Source organism: Stenotrophomonas sp. STEN035 (assembly GCF_056759935.1).
The window spans coordinates 1-24,977 of sequence record NZ_JBRRDY010000041.1; the positions used below are offsets into that span (position 1 = coordinate 1).

Sequence of the window (24,977 nt, forward strand, 5' to 3'; positions counted from 1 at the left end):
GGTGTAGCTAATAGCTTCCCCTCACCCGCCCCTTCGGGGGCATCCCGGCCTTCGGGGGGACAGGCCCTTCTCCCGCTCGCGGGAGAAGGGACGGCTGGCATGTGGAATTTGGCGGAGTCAGTTCGAACTGCAGCTCTGCAATCCCTTCTCCCGTTTACGGGAGAAGAGCCTGTCCCCGCGAAGGCGGGGATGCCCCGAAGGGGCGGATGAGGGGGCTCTTCAGCGTTAGCCGCACCCTCAGGCCTGCGTACCACCCACCGTCAGCCCATCAATCAGCAACGACGGCTGGCCGACACCGACCGGTACGCTCTGCCCGTCCTTGCCGCAGATACCCACGCCTTCATCCAGTGCCAGATCGTTGCCGATCATGCGCACCTTCTGCATGGTTTCCGGGCCGTTGCCGATCAAGGTCGCCCCCTTCACCGGCGCGGTGATCTTGCCGTCTTCGATCAGATAGGCCTCGGTCGCCGAGAACACGTACTTGCCGCTGGTGATGTCGACCTGGCCACCGCCGAAATTGACTGCGTACAAGCCCTTCTTCACCGAACGGATCATCTCCTCCGGGTCATGGTTGCCTGCGCGCATATAGGTATTGGTCATGCGCGGCATGGTCATGTGCGCGAAGGATTCGCGGCGGCCATTGCCGGTCGGCGCCACGCCCATCAAACGCGCGTTGAGCGTGTCCTGCATGTAGCCAACCAGGATGCCGTCCTCGATCAGCGTGGTGCACTGGGTCGGGGTGCCTTCGTCGTCGATATTGAGCGAACCGCGGCGGCCTTCCAGGGTGCCGTCATCGACAATGGTCACGCCCGGCGAGGCCACGCGCTCGCCGATACGGCCGGCATAGACGCTGGTGCCCTTGCGGTTGAAATCACCTTCCAGACCGTGGCCTACCGCCTCGTGCAGCAGCACACCGGGCCAGCCCGGGCCGAGCACCACCGGCATCACCCCGGCCGGCGCAGGAATGGCTTCCAGATTGACCAGCGCCTGCCGCAGCGCTTCGCGGGCGAAGGCTTCCGGGCGATCACCGGCAAACAGTTCTTCATAGCTGTAGCGACCGCCGCCGCCGGCATAGCCGGATTCGCGACGACCGTTGTGTTCGACGATGACCTGTACGTTCAAGCGCACCAGCGGGCGCACGTCAGCGGCCAGCACACCGTCGCTGCGCGCGATAAGCACCGTGTCGACGCCACCGGACAGGCTCACCATCACCTGCTGCACGCGCGTATCGGCAGCACGCAGGTAGCGATCCAGCCGCTTGAGCACTTCCACCTTGGTCTCGTTGCCTATGCTGTCCACCGGATCCAGCGCCGGGTACAGCGCGCGGCCACTGCCGCGCACCAGCGAACGTACGTTCTGCTCGCCGCCCTCGCGGGAGATGGCGCGCGCCGACTGTGCAGCGGCCAGCAGGGCCGCCGGCTGGATATCGTCCGAGTACGCGAAGCCGGTCTTCTCGCCGGCAATCGCACGCACGCCCACGCCCTGCTCGATCGAATGCGCACCGTCCTTGACGATGCCGTCCTCCACGCTCCAGCTCTCGCGGCGCGAATGCTGGAAGTACAGGTCACCAAAATCGATGCCCGGCCCCAGCAAGGTGCCAAAGGTGCGTTCCAGGCGATTGGCATCCAGCCCGGCAGGCAGCAGCAGGCGGGTTTCGGCGAGCGAGAGAGCGTTTTCGGTCATGACATTCCAGATGGGGGCAGGCCCGCCTCATGCAAGCCTGCGCTGATTCAGGGGTTGCTGGCGGCGCCGGGCGTAACTAGCGGGGGCGGCAGACGGGCGGCGTCACGGTCCAGTACTTCGACCTTGGGATCTTTCCATGGCCCGGTCACCTTATAGGTCTTGGAGCCGATCTCGCCCAGTGGCTTGCCCAGCACCGCGTTGGCCGCAGCGCCCACTGCTGCACCTACCGGACCACCGGCCACCGCGCCAACCACGGTGAGCAGGTTGCCCGAGCGGGGGTTCACATCAATGGTCTGGTTGAACTGCTGGGCAACCAGGTCAGCCTGGCCGCGAATGGTGATTTCCGCCGCTGGTGCCTCGATGGCGATCTTGTCGGTACTGGCCTGGCCGTTGCCGAAGCGCATCGCGCCTTCGACGTGGTTGAAGGCCAATCCCTTGGAAAACAGGTCGCGAAAATCAAACAGCAGGCGTCGTGGCAGCTGCGCCACGCTGAGCAGGCCAAGCACACGGCCGGCGCCGGGGTCCACTTCCAGCAGCTGGCCATTGCGCAGGTTCATGTCCATGCCGCCCTCCAACGTGGCCAGATTGAAGGCCGTTGGACCACCTTGCCAGCCTGCCTGCAGATTGACCTTGCCCTGGCCACCACGTAATTGCCCGGCATAGCCAAGACGCTGCAGCAGATCACCCAGATCCTCGCTCTGCACGGCGACAGTGGCCTGGGTACGCGCCTGCGCACCGACACCGCGCCACTGCCCTTGCACATCAATGACCTGCTTGGGCGCACGGATGGCCAGCTCCTGCACCTGCAGGCCGTCGCTGGTCGGACGCGTGCGCAGACGGGTCTGACCAAGCTTGATCGTGGCGAATTGCAGGTCGTCGATATCCAGGGCCAGCGGCGGAATATTGGCCGGATTGATAGGCGCTGCCGGGGTGTCACTGGACTCGGCTGTTGCCGCCGTCGCCGCCTGCCAATGCACCCGTGCCAGCTGCCCGCTGACCGTGCCGCCATCAGCGGTAGGTACGCGCAGATTGCCCGCCAGTGCCGGACCATCAAGCTGCACGGCAACCGCATCGGCGCCGGGCCGCAGCTGCAGCCGGGTCTGCGCGAAGCGGCCGCCTACCATCAACAGCTGATCGGCCAACACATCAACCTGCTTGAGCGCCACGCCACCGGCGCTGCCGTCGCTATCGCCACCGCGCGCCAGGCTGATCCATTCCAGCGCGTCCAGCGACGGGGTGCGACCATTGACCACCAGACCATCGGCCGGCGGCTCGTGATCGACCGTGTCGCTGCCCATGCTGACCTGCACGCCGGTCTTGCCGTTCTGGCTGCGCGCAGCCAGGGCCATCAGCTTGCCGAAGGACACATCAATCCGTCCCGCCCCCATCGGCAAGGCGGCTTGCACCGTGGTTGCCAAGGCATCGGCGGCTGGTTTGTTCAACGGCGCCGGCAACTGCAGACGGGTGCCTTGCAGATCCGAACGCAAGGTCAGCAAGGTTGGCGGACCAGTGCGTGCACCGGCCTGCTCCTTGGGCAGGCTGACCCCCACCGTCCACGCCGAGGTGCCATGCACATAGGGCTTAAGCCACGCCAGCTCTGGCGCGCGATCCAGCAGCTTGCCCGCATCCAGATCTGCACTCAGCTCGGCCTCGAAGGCATGAGCGGGGTCCTTGACCGGCTTGCCAGCGCGTAGCGCCAGCACACCGTCGCGTTCCTGATGGCGTACCTGCAAAGCCGGCGCGTCGAAGCCTTCGCTGCTGTACTGGGCCTTGCCGCGCACCCCCTCGAACTGCAGGTCCCAGCGTTTGTCGGCCATGCGCACGTCGCGCAGATCGACGTCGCCCAGCAGATGTCCACCACCATCGTGCCGCAGCGGCAGCAGCAGATCGAAATTGACCGCCGCCGGGCCAGCCACCGTCAGATTGTCCAAGGTGTCGCCATAGCTGGCCTGCAATGGACTCTGCCGCAGCATCGCCAGCAAGCGTGCGCTTTCGTCGACAGTGCTGGCCTGCACCACCAGCTTGGAGTCGGCAAAACTGGCGATGCCCGCACGCAGGCGATCCACCTTGACCCCGGCAAGCTCACCGCGGCCAGTCAAATCGAAACCGCCGCCAATGAAGTTGATATCGGCGTTGACATGCTGCATCAGCGGCCAATCCTGCTGGAAGCGGATCGAGCCGTTATCGATACGCCCCCCCGCCTCGAAGCGACCGTTGTTACCGGTGAACGGCCAGTCATCCAGGTCACCGACAGCCAGACCGGTGCCGCCGCGCAGAGTGCCATCCACCAGTGCGGCATCCAGCCACTCGATCGCCGCGTCGCTCATGCTTGAACGCACCCAGAACTGCTTGGCAGCGGTCATCGGCACATCATCGATCTTGGCGGCCAGGCTGATCCATGGCCGCGTGCCGTCGCCCTGGAACCACAGGCCGCCACGCACGTCAGCGGCGTAGTTCTGGCCCTGCACCCGCAAAGCCGGCGTCCCTATCTGCCAACCGGCGCCTTCGCGCCAGCCGACCAGATCGCCGGAAAGCTGCAGCTCATGCAGCACCCCGAAGCCGGTCGGCCAATCAAAGCGCACGACATGGTCCGGCTTCAGACCCAGCGAAAACGCCTGTGCATCGCCTTCGAAATGCCCGCGTAGACCATTGACGCCGGGGCTGCCACCGACTGGCGCAAAGCTGGCGTCCAGCAGTTCGCCACTGGCACGCAAGGGACCATCGGCAGTACCGAGCAGGCTGATATCGGCGAATTTCAACGACGGCTTGGAACGATGCAGCCAGTTCCGCAGGCTGGGCTCCAGGCGGTCGCTGAGCGCAAGCACCTGCAGCATCGGACCCGCATCGAGCTGCTTGCCCTGCACCACATAGTGCTTGCCGCCAGCCAGCAGCAAGCCATCCAGTGCCTGGGTGTTGCTGTCGGTAGCGATCCTCAGCTTGGGCGCGTCCAGCCGCCAGCCACCGTCAATCACCTTCCAGCGCGCGCGCAGCTGCAGCTTGCTGAAGGCAACGCTCGGCGCGACAGCGCCCTGCAACGGCGCACCAGCAAGCTGCACATCGTCCAGCTCGCCCTCTGCAATGACCGCCACCACGCGGTTGTCCTGCAGCTGTACCCAGCTCTGCAGTTCACCCTTGCCCTGGCGCAGCTGCACCCCGGCAAATTTCAGCAATTCGGACCACGCCCCGAGTTCGGCCGGCTCGGCCGAGAACCAAGCCTGGCCATCGCCGCGTTGGCGCTGGAAATCCAATACCACTGTGACCGGCGCAGCCTTGGTATCGATCCAGCCCTTGGCCCCTACCCGCAGACGCTCACCATCAACGCGCAGGCGCAGGTCGATACGCGGAATGCGAGTCTGCAGGCCGATGGACGGCGCCTGTACCTGCAGCTGACCAGCGATCACCTGCAGCTCACCGAGCCTGCGCAGGGCGTCCAGTGGATCGCCGCCGGCCTTGGACTCGGGCAGACCACGCACCGACCAACGGCCGTCATCGGCCCGTTGCAGGGTCAGAGCCAGCCCGCGCAGGCGCAGCTCGGTCAGCGGCGCGCCGGGCAGCAGGCCCGAATACACCGCCACCAGTACTTCGGCCTGGCCGATACGCACACCCTCGCCCTGCCCCACCCGCAAACCATCGAGCTGCAGAATGGGGCCGCGCCGCGTCCAGCGGGTGTCCAGACTATCGAACGCCACCGGTTGCCCGGCACGTTCACTCAACCAGGCGGCAACCTTGTCCGGATGCGCCTCGACCATCGGCAGCAGCTGGCTGACGGTACCAACCAGCAAGGCCACGCACACCAACGCGATCGCCAATGCCATCAAGGCATAGCGACGGAAGCGGCGCAGGCGGTGGCGCAACAGCGTGGTCATCAGCTCACTTCGTGCTTCCGTGCCGCGAAGTGAGCTCGTTCAGAGCAGCACGACATCAAATTGCTCCTGCAGGTATTGGTCGTCGGCCTGGAAGCGGATGCTTTTGCCGAGGAATTCCTCAAGCTCGGCCACCGCCGCCGACTCTTCGTCGGTTATGCGCGCGACCACCTTGCTCGATGCAATCACCAGCAGGCGCGCGGCTTCGAACTGGCGCACGGCGCGGGTGATCTCGCGGAAGATCTCGTAGGTGACGGTTTCGGCGGTCTTGATGCTGCCGCGGCCACTGCATTGCGGGCAGGTTTCCGACAGCTGCCGCTCCAGGCTTTCGACGGTGCGCTTGCGGGTCATTTCGACCAGGCCCAGCGGTGAGAAATCGTAAACCGTGGTCTTGGCGTGGTCGCGGGTCAGCGCCTTCTCCAGCGTACGCAGCACCTGACGGCGATGCTCGGCGTCGTCCATATCGATGAAGTCGATGATGATGATGCCGCCCAGATTGCGTAGCCGCAGCTGCCGGGCCACCGTCTGTGCCGCCTCCAGGTTGGTGCGGAACACGGTTTCTTCCAGATTGCGCTGGCCGACGAAGGAACCGGTATTGACGTCGATGGTGGTCATCGCCTCGGTCTGGTCGATGACCAGATAGCCACCGGACTTGAGCGGCACCTGCTTGTTCAAGGCACGGACGATTTCATCCTCGACCCCGAACATGTCGAAGATCGGGCGGTCGCCGGTATACAGCTCCAGCTTCTCGCCCAGCACCGGCATGTACTTGGCGACGAAGGCCTGCAGCTGCCCGAAGGTTTCCTTGGAATCGACCTTGACCTTGTCCACGTCCTTGCGGATCAGGTCGCGCACCGAGCGCAACGGCAGGCTCAGGTCTTCATAGATGATGCTGCACGGCGGCGCTTCGCGGCCGCGCCGTTCCACCACCGCCCAGACCCGCGACAGATAGGAGATGTCTTCAGCCAAGGCCTCGGCCGGCTGGCCTTCGGCATTGGTGCGCACGATGTAGCCGTAGCCGCCATGCTGGGCCGAAATCTCGGTGACCAGCGACTTCAAACGAGCACGCTCGCCCTCATCCTCGATGCGGGCCGAAACCCCGACCATCTTGGACTGCGGCAGCAGCACCAGGTAACGCGAAGGAATGCTGATCTGCGTGGTCAGGCGTGCGCCCTTGGTGCTGATCGGGTCCTTGACCACCTGCACCACCACGTCCTGGCCATCGCGCAGCAGCTCCACGATCGGCACCGAGGATGGCAGCGGCAGGCTGGGTGCGGTTTCGTCGGTATCGGCCGCCACCGGCGCCGGACGCACCACGTCGTTGGCGTGCAGGAACGCAGCACGGTCCAGGCCAACCTCGACGAAGGCCGCCTGCATGCCCGGCATCACCCGCTGCACCTTGCCCTTGTAGATATTGCCGACCACACCACGGCGCCAACCGCGCTCGATGTGCAGCTCCTGCAACATGCCGTTTTCAATCACTGCCACGCGGGTTTCGCGCGGGGTGACGTTGACCAGAATTTCTTCAGACACGTCCTTCATTCCCCCTTGTCCATGGAATCGTCGTCCGCGCCTGCGGCAAATGCCGCCAGCAGCGCGGCGGTCTGTTGCAACGGCAGCCCCATCACCCCGGAGTAGCTGCCGGCCAAATGACTGATGAAACGCTCCGCCCCACCCTGGATGGCATAGCCGCCCGCCTTGCCCATCGGTTCACCGGTGGCGACGTAGGCCTGGATCTGCGCCGCGCTCATCGGCGCGAAGGTCACTTCCGAGATCACCGTCTCCAGCGCATGACGTCCCGCCGCGGCCAAGGCCACCACCGTGATCACCCGGTGCGTGCGCCCGGCCAGCGAGGCCAGCATGGCCGCTGCATCGTCGGCATCGGCCGGTTTGCCATAGACCCGGTCATCCAGCACAACCTCAGTGTCGGAGCCCAGCACTACCGCCTGCGGGTCATCGGCAACCAGCGCCAGACCGGCCTGGGCCTTGTCCAGTGCAACCCGACGCACATAGGCCTCGGCCGCCTCGCCCGGCGCACGCTGCTCCGGCACCTCCAGATCAAGGGCGCGGAAGGGCACATCAAGGCGGGACAGCAGTTCGTTGCGACGGGGGGAGCGGGAGGCGAGATAAAGCATCGTGAAAGCATAACCTGCGCCAGCAACCTGAATGATGAGCATTGCTGGCAAAGTGACGGTGACCCCATCATGGCTCACCACCCGTTCATCGCTCTGTGTTCATTTTCACGATCCAGCCAAGGAGGATCACCATGCGTCGTACCGCCCTCGCCCCACTGCTGCTGTCCCTGTCACTTGCTCTTGGAGTCTCGATGACCGCCAATGCCCAAACCGTCCCGGCCGTGGTTGCCAGCGACGCGACCTTGTTGAACGTCTCCGCCCAGGCTGAGGCCCGCCGGGTACCGGATGTGGCCACACTGTCTGCCGGCGTGGTCACCCAGGCCGCCGATGGCAACACCGCCATGCGCGACAACGCCGTGCAGATGGACAAGGTGATGGCGGCGGTCAAGGCTGCCGGCATTGCCGAGCGCGACATCCAGACCAGCGGCATCAACCTCAGCCCGCAGTACCGCTACGCCGAGAACGAAGCGCCGAAGATCACCGGCTACCAGGCCAGCAACACCGTCAGCCTGAAGGTGCGCGACATCAGCAAGCTGGGCAAGGTGCTGGACAGCCTGGCCGCACAGGGCGCAAACCAGATCAACGGCCCCAGCTTCGAGATCGACCAACCCGAGCCGGTCTATGACGAAGCCCGCCTGGCCGCGTTGAAGAAGGCCCAAGCCCGCGCCGAAACCTATGCCAAGTCGCTGGGCCTGCGCGTGCGCCGCATCGTCAGCATCTCTGAGGGCAGCCAGGGCGGCTTCCGGCCGATGCCGATGATGGCCATGGCCGCCGGCCGTGCCAACAAGATGGAAATGGACACCGCGGTATCGCCGGGCGAAACCACCGTCTCGGTCAACCTGGATGTGGTGTTCGAACTGGGCCGCTGAGCAATTCGGCCCCCGCAATCGGAACGGCGCCTGCGGGCGCCGTTTTTTTTTGGCCACTTACCTTGATGACCTGGCCTGCATTTCTTTGAGGGAGCGGTGTAAGCCACGAAACTGGTACTGCTGAACCCATCGGCAACTGTGCCATCTGATCCTGCACCTGCTTCGCGGCTTACGCCGCTCCCACAAGAGCCGGCCTTTGCTTCCTCTCAAGCTGTCCGCCAGCTGACCAGAAACAATCACCCCGCTTGTCGAACGCCCGAATAACAGGCGCACTGCAGCCACGGGATGCAAAGCAGCAACCCCGTCCCGTGTCATCGCGCGTTGTTCTCTGTCACACGCCCACGCATGGAGGTGGAACATGGTCCGCACGCAACAACGCAGTCCGTCCCTGCACGTAGAACCCTCGCGCATCCTTGCCTACAGCACGGCCCTGGCCCTGCACGCATTTGCCCTGGGCTTGCTGTTGATTCCGCTGTCACAGGTACCGATCCACAACGAGACAGTGCGGGAACGCTGGCAGGTCCCCGACGTCAAACCCATCATCCCCAACCCGCCCACACCGCCGGTCGATGTACCGGTGACCCGCTCGCCGTCACCGCCGCGGCAACCGGCGTTGGCAGCACCGGTGGACAACGCACCGATGCCGATCTTCGCTACCGAGGCGGTCGTCACCGCACCGGTGGATGTTGCACCGACGATCGACAACAGCCCGGCCATCGATCCGATCGGCGCATCGACACCACTGCAAGGCGTGCAGCTGCGTTACCGCAACGCTCCGGCGCCGGGCTATCCGCGTGATGCTCTGCTCGCCGGTGCACAGGGTACGGTGACCCTGCGGGTCCTGGTGGATGTGGACGGTTCGCCGCTGGAAGTCAGCGTCGAGCACAGCAGCGGCAACCGCAGTCTGGACAACGCCGCGCGCAACCAGGTGCTGCGTCGCTGGAAGTTCCAGCCCGCTACCGACGGTGGTCGTCCAGTACAGGCCTATGGCCTGATCCCGGTCGACTTCAAACTTGGCTGAACAGGGCTGAGGCCCATCTTATGGCAGCGTTTTCTGACGCTGCCATAAAGATCACCAAGCTGTCTGTGCTCAGTAATGATTATTTCACTACGCCTTCACCCATGGGAAACCTAGATTCGCGGCCGTCGATGTTCTTTGGCCGCGTGTTGGCGGCCTTCTTGCCGCTGTTCCCTGGAGAGAGACTGTGAAACATCCGACCTACCCGCGCAGCAACCGTCTTAGCGACGCAATCACCGGCAACCTCAGCCGCCTGCTTCTGGTTCCATTGACCCTGGCAGCGGCCGCACCGCTGGCCATGGCCCAGGACCAGAAGGCCACCAACCTGGACCGCATAACGGTCACCGGCTCCAACATCCCACGCGCCACCACTGAAACCGCCTCACCGGTGCAGGTCATCACCCGGCAGGAAATCGACCGTACCGGCAAGGCCACCATCGCCGAATACCTGCAGACCCTGACCAGCGATGGCGCCGGCTCCATCCCCAAGAGCTTCGGTACTGGCTTTGCCGGCGGCGGCTCAGGCATCTCGCTGCGTGGCCTCGGTGCGGCCTCCACCCTGGTCTTGCTCAACGGTCGTCGCATGGCACCGTACGGCCTGGCCGATGATGGCCAGAAGGTCTTCACCGACCTGAGCGTCATCCCCATGGATGCGGTCGAGCGCGTTGAAGTGCTGAAGGATGGCGCCTCGGCCATCTACGGCTCCGACGCCATCGCCGGCGTCGTCAACATCATCCTGCGCCGCGACTTCACCGGCGCCATACTCAAGGCCTCCTACGGCACCTCCGGTGACAGTGATGGCAATGCGCGCAAGGCCTCACTGACCGCCGGCATTGGCGATCTTGACACTGATGGTTACAACGCATTTGTCAGCATCGATCTCAGCAAGACCGACGACATCCGCATTTCCGACCGTCGCAACCGCAAGTGGATCGGCAACGGCGACCTGAGTCCGTATGGCTTTGATCGCGTAGCTGGTGGCCAGTTCTTCCCGCTCAACGGTGCCATCACCTCCAACGGCACCGTCGCCGGCAGCTCACCTGCAGGTAGCATCCGCGACCCGGCAACCGGTCGTTACCAGTCACTGCCCGGCTGCTCGCAATTCTCCAACATCAGCCCTCCCGACGTGGGCGGTGGCTGCCTGTGGCAAACCCAGGATTTCCGTAGCCTGAGCCCGAGCGAAGAGTTCGGCAATCTGTTCGCACGCGGCACCTTCGTGCTGTCGGACAACTTCGAGATGTACGGCGAATTCGGCTACTCGAAGAAGAAGAACGTGTTCTACAACACCCCCAGCGGTGTTTCCGGCTCCTGGGGCTATCCGGGCGGCCCGGTCAACGCCAGCAGCGGCAGCGGTGCAACGGTGCTGGGCGCAGCTCACCCTGACAACCCATTGGGCGTGGACGCCCGCCTGCGCTACGCGGCATTTGACGTCGGCCCACGCGTCACCAGAAACACCAACGAGTTCACCCGCTTCCTGGTCGGGGTGAAGGGCACCGCAGGCGAATGGGACATCGATACCGCCTATCTGCACTCGGCGACCCAACTGGTCAACGAGCGCACCGGCTTCCTGCGTTACAGCCACGTGCGCACCGCGTTGACCGACCCGAACAGCCCGGTGGGCTGGTGGCATATCGGCGCCAATGCCGGACAGAACTCGCAGGCGCTGTACGACTACATCTCCCCGACCATCCACGCCAACGCGTCCACCACGCTGGACATGATCGACTTCAAGGCCTCGCGCAGCCTCGCCGACCTGGCCGGTGGCCCGCTGGGCCTCGCATTCGGTGCGGAGTACCGTCGCCAGAAGGCCAACCTGGATCCGCAGAGCTATACCGACCTGGGCGACATCATCGGCCTGGGCTATTCGGCCTATAAGGGCACCGAAGAAGTCGCCGTGGCCTATACGGAAGTGGTTGCCCCTGTACTGAAATCGTTGGAGCTGTCCGGCGCCCTGCGCGTTGACAAGTACAAGGGCGGCGACACCGCGACCACGCCGAAAGTCGGCCTGAAATGGACCCCGGCCGAGTGGATCGCCCTGCGTGCCACCTATGCCGAAGGCTTCCGCGCACCTGGCCCAGCCGAAGCCGGTGACGGCGGCCTGGCCGCCTTCAGCACCGCGCGTGACCCGGTGCGCTGCCCGGGTGGCACCCCGGCACCTGGTGCGACCGCAGTGGACTGTGCGGTCAGCCTGGCCATCATCACCTCGGCCAACCCTGCACTGAAGCCGGAGAAGTCCAAGAGCTACACCGTCGGCCTGGTGCTGGACCCGACCTCGAGCACGACGCTGACCTTCGATGCCTGGCAGATCAAGCGCACCAACGAGATCAACCAGGGTGATACCGATCTGGCCCTGGCTGCTGGCCGCGGCATCCGCTCGGACAATGACCTGCCTGGCATTCCCAACAGCGGCAGCCTGCTCGCTGTCAGCGTTGACTACATCAACTCCGCATCCACCACCGTGCGCGGTTTTGACTTCGACATCCGCCAGCGCGTGGCATTGGGCAACTACGGCAAGCTGCTGATGGACATGCAATGGACCCGCATCAACTCGTTCGAGCGCGATGACGGCACCGGCTCCGTGTTCCAGTACGCCGGTACGCACGGCAATTGCGATGTCACCAATTGCATCGGCACTCCGAAGGATCGTCTGAACTTCGGCCTGACCTGGGACATGGACCGTTTCAGCATCAGCAGCATCGCCAACTACATCGGCAGCATGGACAACGTCGCCTTTGAAGGTGACAGCTGTGCCAATCACTATGTCGATGGCTCCGACGCACCGCGCGGCTGCAAGTTGCGTGCCTTCTACACCATCGACCTGTCCGGTCGCTGGCGCGCCACCGATGCGCTCGAGATCTTCGGTTCGGTACAGAACCTCACTGATCGCATCGCACCGCTGGATCCTCTGACCTACGGCGCGGTCAACTACAACCCGCTGCATTACAGCGGCGCAGTTGGCCGTTATTACACGCTGGGTGCCAAGTACACGTTCAAGTGATGTACCCGCCCCGGCGCGCTCCGCGCCGGGGCGGCCTGAACGACAGACAAAAAAAACCCGCATCTCGCGATGCGGGTTTTCAATTGAAACTTGGCGCCCGAAGTTGGACTCGAACCAACGACCCCCTGATTAACAGTCAAGTGCTCTAACCGGCTGAGCTATTCGGGCGGGGAGGCGCATTCTATACGTTAATTACGCGCGATGGTAGGGGTGATTGGCCAACATCGCCGCTGCGCGATACAACTGTTCGGCTACGACCAGCCGAACCAGCATATGCGGCAAGGTCAGCGGGCCTATCGACCACTTCTCATCGGCCACTGCGGATACTTCCGCCGCGTGCCCTTCCGGGCCGCCAATCAGGAACGCCAGATCGCGTCCCTGCGTGCGCCAGTGCTCCAGCCGTTGCGCCAGCTGCTCTGAACTGAGCTGCCTGCCTGGCACGTCCAACGCCACCACGTAGGGATTCTTGGGCAGTGCAGCCAGTACCCGCTTGCCCTCGTCGTCGATCGCGCGCTTGGGATCACGGCCCTTGCCGCGTAGGCCCGGTTCAATTTCAACCAACTCCAGCGGCAACCAATGCGACAGCCGCTTCTGGTATTCGGCAAACCCCTGCGCAACCCAGGACGGTGCGCGCTCGCCGGTGGCGATCAATCTGGCTTTCATGCGCGGCCTCCTATCAACCTGCACAAACGAAGACGGCGCCCTGCGGCGCCGTCACAGAAGCTGCGGCCGTCAGGCTCAGCCAGCATCCTGCTCGTCTTCGCCTTCGTCGTCATAGGCAGAGCGCGGCTGATCGCCAACGGTCCACAGACGCTCAAGCGCATACAGCTCGCGTACGCGCGGCAGCATGACGTGGACGATGACGTCGCCCAGGTCGACCAGCACCCACTCGGCTTCGCGCTCACCTTCCACGCCCAGCGGCATCACGCCCAGGTTCTTGGCGAAACGCACCACTTCCTCACCGATGGACTTGACGTGACGGGTCGAGGTACCGGAGACCACCACCATGTAGTCAGCCACGCTGGACTTGCCACGTACATCGAGCTCGACGGCATCCCGGGCCTTGATCTCCTCAAGGGCGGAGTGAACGGACGCCAGCAGGGCCGGTACGGAGGGTGCCGGGCTGGGCATTTGGGTCTTGATGACTTGGGCTTCGGTGGTCAAAGCAGCAGAACTCGATGAATTAAGGGGACGATTATAGAGAACATGGCCGCTGCCGGCATTCACGCCCGCGCGGCACTGCCATACAGGCCTTGCGCAAGGATGTACCCAGCCACCGCCGAAGGCAACAAATCACGCCATTGGCCGCCGTTGGCAATGGCCTCCCGCACCTCGGTCGCGGACTCGGCATGCAGCGGCTGGCGCAGCCGCCAGACCCGCCCGGCCGGGCTGACGATCAGACTTTCAGCCGAGCTGGCCCAAGCCCCGTCCAGCCGTCGCGCCAGTTCCGCTGGCAACTCACCGTCCAGGCCGCTGCCCGGTCGTTCAGCAACCACGATATGTGCCAGATCGAGCAGATGCTCCCATTCATGCCAGCTCGGCAGGCCGAGCAGACTGTCGGCACCCATCAGCATCGCCAGGGGGCGTTGCGGGCCGATCTGGGCGCGGATGGCACGCAGGGTGTCCACTGTCCACGATGGCACACCGGGCTTGCACTCAGCGCGTTGCAGTTCGCGGGTATCCACCAGCAGGTTGGGCTCGTCCGCTACCGCCAGCGCCAGCATGTGCGCACGTTGGGCGGCATCGGCACCGGGCGGTGCACGGTGCGGCGGGTCGGCGGCGGGCATCAGGTGCACCGGCACCTGCAGCTCGGCTGCAGCGCAGCGGGCAATGGCCAGATGGCCATTGTGAACCGGATCGAAGGTACCGCCGTACAGCAGCCACAGGCCGTCGTCTGCGGCAGCGCCTACCGGCGACAGCCCAGTAGTCATTCAGCGCACGCCACGGACGAGCAGGCGCACCGCGCGGGCTTCGGCCAGCGCAACCAGCAGACGCTCCAGGGCAAGCCACGGATCACCTTCGGCCCGCCCCTTGGCCATGCGGTCGACCTGCGAGGCCTCGGCGACAAAGCGTTCCCAGCGACGTGGGTCGGGGTGGCGCTGCAGGGCGCGTTTGAACGGCGCCTGGCGTGATTCCCAGATGCCCTTGGATTTCATTTCGGCGGCCAGGTTGCCGCCGCCAGCCTGTACCCGCGCCAGCCCGGCGGTGATCAGCAGCTCGCGGATCAGGATAGGCATCAGCGCGGCGACCGCCTCGCCCTCGGCGCGCAGACCGGCGACCATCCGCAACACGGCCGGTGCCTGCCCGGAGAAGGCGGCTTCGCTCAAACGGAAAACGTCGTAGCGGGCGGCATCAGCCACCAACGATTCCATCTTGGCGACGTCCAGCGATTGGCCATCCGCCAGCAAGGCAAGCTTGTCGATTTCCTGCGCTGCCGCCAGCAGGTTGCCTTCAACCCGCTCGCTCAGCCGTTGCACGGCACCCGGATCGGCACGCAGGCCTTTGCTGCGGAGGCGCCGCTCGATCCAATCACCCAGCTCATGCGGTTTGATCGCCCAGGCCACCGACAACACACCAACCTTGTTGACGGCCTCGGCCCATTTACCCTGATGCGCCTTGCTCCACTCACCGGCGGTGATCAGCAGCACCACGTCCGGCGCCGGCCGCGCGCAGAAGTCGCTGATGACCTCCGCGCCCTCCTTGCCTGGCTTGCCATTGGGCAGGCGCACCTCGACCAGACGCCGCGCACTGAACAGGCTGGGCGCGTTGAAGCTGGAAGCCAGCTGCCCCCAGTCAAAGTCGCGGCCATCGGCATCGAATACTTCGCGCTCGCCGATACCGTCCGCACGCGCCTTGGCGCGCACCGCATCGGCGGCTTCGATCACCCGCAGCAGTTCTGGGCCGGCGATCAGATACACCGGCGCCAAGGGCTGGGAGGCTATCTGGCTGGCCAGTTGCTCCGGTCGCAGCTCCATCGCTCAGGCCTGCTGGGTCTGTGCGGCGTGCAAGAACAGCAACTCAGCGCACCTCACCTGCAGCATCCTGCGCAGGCTTGGGCGCGTCTGTCGCACCTTCGGCCGACGTGGGTGCATGCAGGGCCTTTTCCACATCGGCGCGAACCACGCTGTCGATGCGACGCAGGATCGAGGCCGACATTTCGCGACGCAGCTCATCGGCGAGGATTTCGCGCTCGGTGGTGGTACCGGTGGAGTCCTGTGGCGGCGACACATAGTCACGCGACAGTTCCACCGCCTGCTCCGGCACGATCACGCTGCCGTCCGGGCGAATGAACGAAAACACCACCGCGTAGCGAAGGCTGTACTCCTGGGCACGGCCTTGGGCATCAATGGCGATCGGCAGGTCGCCCCAGCGCTCGGAGCGGATCTGCAGGCGGGCAACCCCAGGCGTTTTTCCAGCCACAGCCAGGGTGTCGCCATCCTCCACCACGGTGGCGCCCGAAGAGCGCAGGCCGCGATTGAGGAACTTGACCAGTTCGCTGTAACGCACCGCTGAATCCACCTGCACCGCCGGCATATCGGCAGGCAGCGCGAGCTTGTTACGCAGATGGAAGCCGCAACCGGTGAGGGTGGCGGCGAGAATCAGGGCGGTCAGGTATCGAGTCATGCACACAGTCTGGAGGAGCCGGCCGGGAGCGGCAACAGGCAGCTAGCCTGCCTGATGCCGCGTGAACTGCACTTGAGATACCCGTTGCGGCTTACGCCGCAACGATATTGACGATTTTGCCCGGCACGATGATGACTTTGCGGATGGTCAGGCCATCAAGGAACTTCGCCGCATTCGGCTCCTCCTTGGCCAATACCTCGATCTGCTCGCGCGGTGTATCCGCTGCCACCTCGATCGTGCCACGCAGCTTGCCGTTGATCTGCACCGCCAGGGTCAGCGAGTCCTTGACCAGCGCAGCCGCGTCCACCTGCGGGAACGGCTGGTCTTCGAGCAGGGTCTGCGCGTGGCCCAGCAGCTGCCACATCGCATGGCAGGCATGCGGGGTGATCGGATTCAACAGCAGTACCGCCGACTGCAAGGCTTCCTGGCGCACCGCACGGCCCTGCTCGCTGGCATCGTCAAACTTGGCCAGGGTGTTGAGCAGTTCCATCACCGCAGCGATGGCGGTATTGAAGGCGTGGCGGCGGCCGTAGTCGTCGCTGACCTTGCTGATGGTTTCGTGGGTCTTGCGGCGGATCGCCTTCTGCTCGGCACTCAGTGCAGCAACGTCCAGCGCCGGTGCAATGCCATCGGCGGTGTGCTTGTGCACCATCGCCCACAGCCGGCGCAGGAAGCGCGCCATGCCGTCGACGCCTGCCTCGTTCCACTCCAGCGACTGTTCCGGCGGCGCGGCGAACATCGAGAACAGGCGCACGGTGTCAGCGCCGTACTTGGCCACCATGGTCTGCGGATCGACGCCGTTGTTCTTGGACTTGGACATCTTCTCGACGCCACCGATCACCACCGGCTGGCCGTCTTCGCGCAGGGTCGCACCGGTGATACGACCGCGCTCGTCGCGCACCGTGTCCACATCGGCCGGGTTGAACCAATCCTTGGAACCGTCGCTGTTCTGGCGGTAGAAGGTTTCAGCGATGACCATGCCCTGGCACAGCAGGTTCTGCGCAGGCTCGTTGCTGTCCACCATGCGTGCATCGCGCATCAGCTTGTGGAAGAAACGGAAATACATCAGGTGCAGGATGGCGTGCTCGATGCCACCGATGTACTGGTCGACCGGCAGCCAATAGTTGCCGCGTTTGTCCACGGCTTCGCGGGCACCCGGCGAGGTGTAACGGGCGTAGTACCAGCTCGACTCCATGAAGGTGTCGAAGGTATCGGTCTCGCGCTCGGCCGCACCGCCGCAATCCGGGCACGTGGTCTTGCGCCATTCCAAATCGGCCTTGATCGGCGAACCGGTGCCATTGAGCGTCACGTCTTCCGGCAGGATCACCGGCAGCTGGTCTTCCGGCACCGGCACCGCGCCACACTTGCCGCAGTAGATCACCGGAATCGGGCAGCCCCAGTAACGCTGACGGCTGACGCCCCAGTCGCGCAGGCGGTAATTGACCCGGCGCTGGCCCTGGGCCTTGCGCTCGAAACGCTCGGCCAGTGCCTCGAACGCGCCCTGGAAATCCAGGCCATCGAATTCGGCCGAATTGACCAGCTCGGTTTCACGGGTCTTGTCGCCGTACCAGTCCTGCCAGCGGCTGTCGTCGTAGCTGCGTTCGTCGTCGTTCTTCGGCGACTTCAACGCGATGACCTGCAGCTTGGGCAGTTTGTACTTGGTGGCGAACTCGAAATCACGCTGGTCGTGGCCCGGAACGGCCATTACCGCGCCGGTGCCGTAGCCCATCAGCACGAAGTTGGCGACCCAGATCGGCACCTGCTCGCCGCTGACCGGATGGATGGCCTTCAGGCCGGTGTCCATGCCGCGCTTTTCCTGGGTTTCCAGTTCGGCCTCGGAGACACCGCCCTGCTTCAGCTCGGCCAGCATGGCGGCCAGCTGTGGGTTGTTCTTTGCGGCATGCACGGCCAGCGGATGTTCACCGGCAATGGAGACGAAGCTCACGCCCATCACTGTGTCCGGGCGGGTGGTGAACACGCGCAGCGGGTCCAGTGCGGCGCCATCCACGTCACGCACGTCGAACTGGATTTCCAGGCCTTCGGAGCGGCCGATCCAGTTGCGCTGCATGGTCTTGACCGAGTCCGGCCAGCCCGGCAGTTCATCCAGGCCGTCCAGCAGTTCCTGGGCGTAATCGGTGATGCGCAGGAACCACTGCGGGATCTCGCGCTTCTCGACCAGGGCGCCGGAACGCCAGCCGCGGCCATCGATGACCTGCTCGTTGGCCAGCACGGTGTTGTCGACCGGGTCCCAGTTCACCACCGAGTTGCGGCGGTAGGCCAGGCCCTTGCGCATCAGGCGGGTGAACATGCGCTGCTCGTGGACGTAGTAGTCCGGCGTGCAGGTGGCGAACTCGCGCGACCAGTCGATCGCATAGCCCAGCGACTTGAGCTGGCTACGCATGTGTCCAATGTTGGCGTAGGTCCACTTGGCCGGCGCGGTCTTGTTCTTGATCGCGGCGTTTTCGGCCGGAAGACCGAAGGCATCCCAGCCCATGGGCTGCAGCACGTTATGGCCGGTCATGCGCTTGTAGCGGCTGATGACATCGCCAATGGTGTAGTTGCGCACATGGCCCATGTGCAGCGCACCGGACGGGTACGGAAGCATCGACAAGCAGTAGAACTTGGGCTTGTCCGAGGTTTCGTTCACCTCGAATGCTTTCTCGGCCTCCCAGAATTTCTGGGCGGCGGCTTCAACCTGCTGGGGATCGTAGATGTTTGGTTCGACGCTGGACATGTCAACGCTGGGCAACGGCAAAGCGGCAAAGGGTACCGCAGTGCATCATCGCACTCCAATCCGGGCGCAGACCAGGATCAAGCAAAGCCTGCAGGTCATTGAAATATAGGGCTTTTAAAAAAACAGAGGTTTCTCAAAAGCGCTTCATGCGCACCACTTGCGCGTTCCCTGCCCCGATTCGCGGCACCTCGCCTGCATCGCTCAGCTGCGTGCTGGCGCCAGACGGGCCGCACCCGCCAGCCAGATCAGCCAACCCAGGAAGGCCAGGCGCTGCGCCATTGCCACCGGCATTGCGATCTCGAACAGGAAAGCACTGCAAACGATCCATAGTGCGCAGACCATGGTCAGCGTGGACAGCGGCCGCCACGCACTGGCCTTGCCGGCGCCATAGCGCAAAGCAATGGCGGCGGCGCTGAACGCCAGCAACCACAGCAACCAGGCGCTGGCGTGGAACTGGCTGGCGCGGTTCTCGATATCGTCCACATCCAACGGGAACAGCCCCATTGCGGCAAACGCGATTGCAGCCAGCAACAGCATCTGTCCGCCAACCCGCAGCGGGCGCGGGGCAGTGGCAGGCATGCGCAGGATCAGGTCCAGCGCGGCAATCGCCGCCAGCAGGCCCGGCAATACAAACCCCAGCAGACTGAACACCGTGCCGCCGGGGATTCCACGTGCACCCAGCAGCGACACCGGATGGCGCATCTGGTCGTAGCCATGCAGCTGCGCGCCAAAACCGGCCACCGCCGCAATGAAAACCACCACCGCCAGCGGCCCGGCCCAGGCAATTACCTTGTTCGACTTCAACACAACACACCCTGTCCCGTTCTGGCCGGGGCACGGCTGCCACGGACTACCGGCGGCCATTGTGAGGGCTGCGGGCGACAATCGCATCGCCCGCCGGCCTCAGCGTCGACCCAGGCGCAGAATCAACCGCCCATGCCGGCTATCTCCACCCGCCGGTTCGGCGCCAGGCATTCCACCAGCGCCGCCCCGCTGACCTGCTCACATTCGACCAGCGCCGCAGTGTTGCCGCGCCCCTCGGCGTGCAGTGCCGCTGCCGGAACGCCGTGCTCGACCAGGTAGTTGCGCACGCTCTGCGCGCGCCGCCGGGACAGTTCCAGGTTGTAGGCATCGGTGCCGATGCGATCGGTGTAGCCGATGACGGTGAGCGACGCCTGCGAGGCCCTGTCCTTCAACTGCTGCAGAAGCTCGTCCAGACGGCCGCGGCCGACGGCCGACAGGTTGGCGCTGTCGAAGGCGAACAAGGCATCGGCCGAGATCCGCAGTGGCGCTATCACCTCCGGCGGAGGCGGCGGCGGTGGTGGCGCGGGTGGTGCGGGAGCTGGCTCCAGCAACGCGGCGCAGCTTGCTGGTTGCCACGCCTGGCCGCTGGCAACGCCGTCCGCGTCAAACCGAACCTGGAACTGGCATTGAATCGGCTCGGCCCCAACCGAACGCCGAAACTTGAAAACGTAGTTCCACTCCCGCACCCCCCACAAACCTTCATTGAACTGTGGTGTACCCAACAACGTCTGGATCTGGCGCTTGTTCATGCCTGGGGCGTATTGCCGCAGGTTGTCGAGATTCACGTAGGTGCCCCCGGCCGGATAGGCACGCGCCGGATCCGGGAATTCTTCACGCAGCTGGCCCTTGCCACAGGCGGTCAGGGTTACCAGCAACGCCAGTACGGTCCATTTCGTATTCATAGCGCCCTCGATGCGTAGCCATGGTTGTCTACATGCAGGTCACCGCTTTCCCGTGCTCACCACTGGAAGCCTGCGCCTACCGTCACCCCGCCATCGCCACGCGTATTGGCCGAACCACTGAGCTTGTAGATCCAGCGACCGCCATCGGTGACACCCGACACGCCCACCGCCATGCTCGACTCGCCATGGAAGGTGCTGGCAGCCATCGATGCCATGCGTCTACCCGCCTCGGTCGGCTGCGGTAGCCCGGCCATGGCCATGGCCGAAGCAACACCGGCAGAAGCACGGTCATCGATGCGCTTCATGTCGCGGCTGACGTCATTGAAGCGCTGATCGGTGTAGTTCTTCGACCAATCCATGACCTCTCCCATGCCCTTGTTGAGTTGCGCCACGTTGACCGCATCGGTGGGTGCAACACCGGTACCAACGTTGTGGATGACCGTGCTGGTACCGGTACGTCCCATCGTCACGCTGCCGTAGTTGGTGCTGCCGTCGGTGTTCTGGTCATAGCGCACCGTGCCCTGCTGCGATGCCTGCAACTGCCGCACATTCACCGCATCGGTGGCTTCACTGCCGTCTGCAACATTGGTGACCTGGCGCTCGGCACCTGCGGCGCCAACCGACACGGTGTTGGCACGGCTGGCTACCGAACCGGCACCCAGGGCGACGCTGCCGGCAGCCGATGCGTTGGCACCGTCACCGATGGCCACGGACTGGTTGCCGCTAGCCGTGGCCTGCGGACCTGCGGCCAGGCTGTCCTGGCCGGTGGCCGAGGCTGCGGCCTTGGTCGAGTTGACCGCGAAGTAGGCGTTGCCGGCACCACCGTTCTGGATGTTGTCGATGCGCTTGTTGACGTTGACGATGGAGCTGTCCATTGCCGCAAAGGCATCGGTGACATTACCGAACGTCTGCTGGGTCGCGGCGCCGCCACTGTTGATCGAGGTGATGTTGAAGCTGGCCGCGCTCCACTGACCGGTGCTGCTGTTGTATTGCATGGTGCCGCCGATCGCGGAAGCCACTGCGTCGTTGGTTGCAGCCAACTGCCCGCCATTGATCGCATCCAAGCTGCCGCTGGTGACACTGCCAGCGGCCACGTTGCCCAGTGCCACCGCCGCACCGCTGCCATCGCCAGTCAGCTGCACCGCATTGGTGGGATTACCGGCGCCATCGGCGACGTATTTCACCGCCAGCGGATCGCTGCCGCCCGGGACGCTGCGCGGCAACAGGTTGCTCAGGTTGAGCAGCGAATCGCTGATCGAGCTGAACGCGCTACCGATGTTTCCAAACTGCTGCAGCGAGACCGCGCCCAGTACACCAACGCTGTTGATCTGATAGCTCGGTGCGCCGAGCACGCCGCCGTTGAAGGTCGCACCGCCGCCCAGGTAGGTGGCCATCGATGCCCCCACCCCAAACAGCTGGCCACCGTTGACCGCTTCCAGGCTGCCTGCTGCGACCGCACCTGCAGCGAGATTGGCCAGCACCGTGCCACTGACCGCCTGGCCACTGCCCAGCGTCACCTTGCCGTAGTTGACGACGCCATTGAGGTCTTCGTCATAGACCACCGCTGCCAGACCCAGATCATCGATCTGGTCCAGCGCACCGCGCAGCTGCTTGACGTTCACCGCATCGGTGTCCTGGCTGCCGGCAGCAACGTGGGTGATCTGCCGCTCGCGGCCGACCGAACCCACGGCCACTTCGCCGATGGAGGTCTGCGCCGCGGTCAAACCGAACGCTGCGTAGTTGTCCTGGCCACCGCGTGCGGCATTGGACTTGAAGCCCAGCGCCACGCTGTTGGCCTTGTCGGAAGTTGCACCCGCACCCAGCAGCGTCTGCGCATTGGCGGTGCCCTTGGCACTGTCGCCAACCACCACCGAATGCCCCAGCCGCGCATCGTAGTCGGCAGTGGGCACACCGGTCTTGCCACCGGCCGCATCGATGAACACCTGGTCCGCCGTCTGCGCCGCCAACCGATGCTCGGCATTGCTGCCGATCACTACTTCCTTGGAACCATTGGCAAAGGCGCCATCGCCGATCAACACCTGGTAATCCTGCGCTGCCGGAACTGCCCAGCACTTGGCGGTCACCGCGCCCAGCACATTGAGGCAGTCCGACGCCCAGGCCGGCGCGCCATCCGGCAGCAGCAGTCCCAGCAAGCCACCCGGGTCGCCGTTGTTGATATTGGTGATATAGCTGTCGGAGGTGACACCGCCGATCAGGGTCAGGTGCGAGTTGCTGCCCGTAGCCAGACCACCCAAGCCATCCAGCAGTTCGCCTACCGGCGTCAGATTCACCACCGGCAGTCCAAGCGCCTGCACCTCCGAATAGGTCTGCATCACATTGGTGCTGTTCACCTTCAGGCTACCGTTCTGCATGTACGGATTGCCCCCAAGCAGCGATGTGAGCGGCGAATCCACCAGCTGATTCACCGAGCCCACCAGACCGCCGTTGCCAACGATCATTCCCGACGGACCGGGCGCTGCCGGCACCGCGCTGGGAATCACAGGACTGCCGGTGAGGCTTCCGACCACGTTGGACAGGCCGCCAGTAACGCCGCCGACCACACCGCTCAACGCACCGGTCAAACCACCCACACCAGAGCCGGAACCGGTGATGCCCCCCAGCGTATTGCCAGTGGCACCCAACAGCGTGGACGCGGTGTTGTTGACCGTTCCCAGCAGGTTCTGCACGGTGCCAGCCACGTCGCCGTCGGCGAGCGCACCGGTAGTGCCCTGCAGCCCACCGGTCAGCGTGGCAACCGTATTGGTGACGCCGGTACCAAGCGTGGTCGAGCCGGTCACGCCGCCCACCACCGCACCGAGCAGATTGCCTACGCCACCCAGAACGGGAGCGGCGCCATTGACCAATCCATCCACCACGCCGCCCAGCCCCGTGCCCTTGGTCAGGCCGCCGGCCAGGTCTTCGACCACGCCCACTGTATCGGTTACTGCTTCACGTACCGGATTGCCGCCCTGCCCCGCGCCCGGCAGCAGTACGCCGCCAAGGCCAGCAACGCCGCTGCCCATATGTCCGGTAAGCGAGGTCACCGTCGTACCGGCATGCGAAGTGAGCGTTTCGATCGCAGCTACCGGCTGGCCGGCCAGCACTTCGCCAGTCACGTTCTTGACGGCACCCACCGTTGAAACCAGCGTTCCCTGCAGCGGGCTTCCGCCCTGCTGGCCAGGCAACAGCGCGCCGACCAGACCTTCGACGCCGCCGCCCAGATGCTGGGTGAGCGGAGCCAACGTCGTGCCCACATGCGAAGTGAGCGTTTCAACCGCAGCCACCGGCTTGCCAGTCAACACTTCGCCAGTCACTTCCTTGACGGCACCCACGGTTGAAACCAGCGTGCCCTGCAATGGGCTTCCGCCCTGCTGGCCAGGCAACAGCGCGCCGACCAGACCTTCGACACCGCCGCCCATATGCTGGGTGAGCGGAGCCACCGTCGTGCCCACATGCGAAGTGAGCGTTTCGACCGCAGCCACCGGCTTGCCCGTCAGGACTTCGCCGGTCAGCTCCTTGACCGCACCGGCCGTTGACACCAGCGTGCCATGCAGCGGGTTACCACCCTCTTCCTTGCCCGGCAGCAGTATCGCGGCAATGCCTTGCAAGCCAGCCGCATTGCCGGTCAGCGGACCAACCGTCGCAGTGACCGTGGCATTGGCCGAAGCGGCCAGCGGCTTCACCGCGAGTGCGGCATCGGTAACCACTGACAGCGCTGCTGCCGGTGAATTTGTTCCGCCATGCGAATGCAGTTCTGGCAGCGCCGCGCGCACACCGACTTGTGCGCGTGCCGCAGCTGGCGCATTCGCAACGCGCGGCGTGAGCGCGACTGCCGCCGATGCGTCCGCCTGCAGCACTGCCGGCAGCGTCACCGAAGCGTTGATCGCAGCGCCGGTACCGGCGCTCGGCAACACGGTGGAGACAATCTGCTGCGCGTCGGTGTTGCTGTACTTGGCGAGCAGATCCTGCAGGTCGGCCAGCTTTGCGTCGGTCGCCGCCGCTGGCCCGGCCAAGGCCAGCGCGATGGCGCCAGCCAGGCCTGCCAAGCTCCACGACGCTGCCGGCGACAGTTTCGCCGGACCCGATCCCTTGCCTTGTGCACTCGCCAATTCCGACCCCACCACAAACGCATTGAGGGTGCGGTTCCATACCAGCCGATAGATGCGGTTCATTTGGGGCCTCCAGCTCAACCCCACCAGGCGTGGAGGGGTTCTCTCTGTGAGGCCAGTACAGCGCTGCAGCGCTATCTTTTTTACCCGCATCCGGCACACCGATGCGTTGATTTGGCAAACCTTTGCCCGTTAACGGCACGCCGATGCACGTAATCGGCAAGCGGCTACAGACGCT

16 protein-coding genes and 1 tRNA gene are annotated in these 24,977 nt (G+C 64.8%); 3 read left to right on the top strand and 14 right to left on the bottom strand.

Annotation, left to right across the window (positions count from 1 at the left end; genetic code table 11):
* Positions 1–237: 237 nt before the first annotated feature.
* Genes tldD through ACVOLL_RS17875 form a run of 4 tightly spaced genes read right to left on the bottom strand, consistent with a single transcriptional unit; the run spans position 238 to position 7,681 of the window.
* Positions 238–1,683: a metalloprotease TldD gene (gene tldD, locus ACVOLL_RS17860; protein WP_481514106.1), complete on the bottom strand. Its 1,446-nt coding sequence runs from the start codon at positions 1,681–1,683 to the stop codon at positions 238–240.
* A gap of 47 nt (positions 1,684–1,730) precedes the next feature.
* Positions 1,731–5,549: a YhdP family protein gene (locus tag ACVOLL_RS17865; protein WP_481514107.1), complete on the bottom strand. Its 3,819-nt coding sequence runs from the start codon at positions 5,547–5,549 to the stop codon at positions 1,731–1,733.
* 39 nt (positions 5,550–5,588) lie between these two features.
* On the bottom strand, positions 5,589–7,079 hold the full coding sequence (rng, locus tag ACVOLL_RS17870) for a ribonuclease G (protein ID WP_481514134.1): 1,491 nt from the start codon (positions 7,077–7,079) through the stop codon (positions 5,589–5,591).
* A 5-nt stretch (positions 7,080–7,084) separates the two neighbouring features.
* On the bottom strand, positions 7,085–7,681 hold the full coding sequence (locus ACVOLL_RS17875; protein WP_481514108.1) for a Maf family nucleotide pyrophosphatase: 597 nt from the start codon (positions 7,679–7,681) through the stop codon (positions 7,085–7,087).
* Positions 7,682–7,812: 131 nt separating this feature from the next.
* On the opposite strand from ACVOLL_RS17875, the gene ACVOLL_RS17880 reads away from it, so the two are divergent.
* From ACVOLL_RS17880 to ACVOLL_RS17890, 3 genes are all read left to right on the top strand, one after another.
* Complete coding sequence (locus ACVOLL_RS17880) at positions 7,813–8,550, top strand: SIMPL domain-containing protein (RefSeq protein ID WP_481514109.1); 738 nt, start codon at positions 7,813–7,815, stop codon at positions 8,548–8,550.
* Between the two features lie 358 nt (positions 8,551–8,908).
* On the top strand, positions 8,909–9,571 hold the full coding sequence (locus ACVOLL_RS17885) for an energy transducer TonB (protein WP_481514110.1): 663 nt from the start codon (positions 8,909–8,911) through the stop codon (positions 9,569–9,571).
* Positions 9,572–9,755: 184 nt separating this feature from the next.
* Entirely contained in the window at positions 9,756–12,566 is a 2,811-nt protein-coding gene (locus ACVOLL_RS17890) for a TonB-dependent receptor (protein ID WP_481514111.1), read from the top strand.
* Positions 12,567–12,657: 91 nt separating this feature from the next.
* On the opposite strand, the gene ACVOLL_RS17895 is transcribed toward ACVOLL_RS17890, so the two are convergent.
* From ACVOLL_RS17895 to ACVOLL_RS17940, 10 genes are all read right to left on the bottom strand, one after another.
* Positions 12,658–12,734: transfer RNA gene (locus tag ACVOLL_RS17895), tRNA-Asn, on the bottom strand.
* Between the two features lie 24 nt (positions 12,735–12,758).
* On the bottom strand, positions 12,759–13,229 hold the full coding sequence (gene rlmH, locus ACVOLL_RS17900) for a 23S rRNA (pseudouridine(1915)-N(3))-methyltransferase RlmH (protein WP_481514112.1): 471 nt from the start codon (positions 13,227–13,229) through the stop codon (positions 12,759–12,761).
* 75 nt (positions 13,230–13,304) lie between these two features.
* A complete protein-coding gene (gene rsfS / locus ACVOLL_RS17905) occupies positions 13,305–13,730 on the bottom strand; it encodes a ribosome silencing factor (RefSeq protein WP_481514113.1) in 426 nt (141 codons plus the stop codon).
* Between the two features lie 59 nt (positions 13,731–13,789).
* Positions 13,790–14,497 carry a nicotinate-nucleotide adenylyltransferase gene (gene nadD, locus ACVOLL_RS17910; protein ID WP_481514114.1) on the bottom strand — a complete coding sequence of 236 codons (708 nt, stop codon included), beginning with the start codon at positions 14,495–14,497 and terminating at the stop codon, positions 13,790–13,792.
* Positions 14,498–15,541: a DNA polymerase III subunit delta gene (gene holA, locus ACVOLL_RS17915; RefSeq protein ID WP_481514115.1), complete on the bottom strand. Its 1,044-nt coding sequence runs from the start codon at positions 15,539–15,541 to the stop codon at positions 14,498–14,500.
* Positions 15,542–15,584: 43 nt separating this feature from the next.
* A complete protein-coding gene (locus tag ACVOLL_RS17920) occupies positions 15,585–16,190 on the bottom strand; it encodes an LPS-assembly lipoprotein LptE (RefSeq protein ID WP_481514116.1) in 606 nt (201 codons plus the stop codon).
* Between the two features lie 91 nt (positions 16,191–16,281).
* Complete coding sequence (leuS, locus tag ACVOLL_RS17925; RefSeq protein ID WP_481514117.1) at positions 16,282–18,924, bottom strand: leucine--tRNA ligase; 2,643 nt, start codon at positions 18,922–18,924, stop codon at positions 16,282–16,284.
* A 201-nt stretch (positions 18,925–19,125) separates the two neighbouring features.
* Positions 19,126–19,728, bottom strand: a complete 603-nt coding sequence (locus ACVOLL_RS17930; RefSeq protein ID WP_481514118.1) for a DUF998 domain-containing protein — start codon at positions 19,726–19,728, stop codon at positions 19,126–19,128.
* Positions 19,729–19,850: 122 nt separating this feature from the next.
* Positions 19,851–20,630: an outer membrane protein assembly factor BamE gene (locus ACVOLL_RS17935; RefSeq protein ID WP_481514119.1), complete on the bottom strand. Its 780-nt coding sequence runs from the start codon at positions 20,628–20,630 to the stop codon at positions 19,851–19,853.
* 56 nt (positions 20,631–20,686) lie between these two features.
* Complete coding sequence (locus ACVOLL_RS17940) at positions 20,687–24,802, bottom strand: ESPR-type extended signal peptide-containing protein (protein WP_481514120.1); 4,116 nt, start codon at positions 24,800–24,802, stop codon at positions 20,687–20,689.
* Positions 24,803–24,977 lie beyond the last annotated feature (175 nt).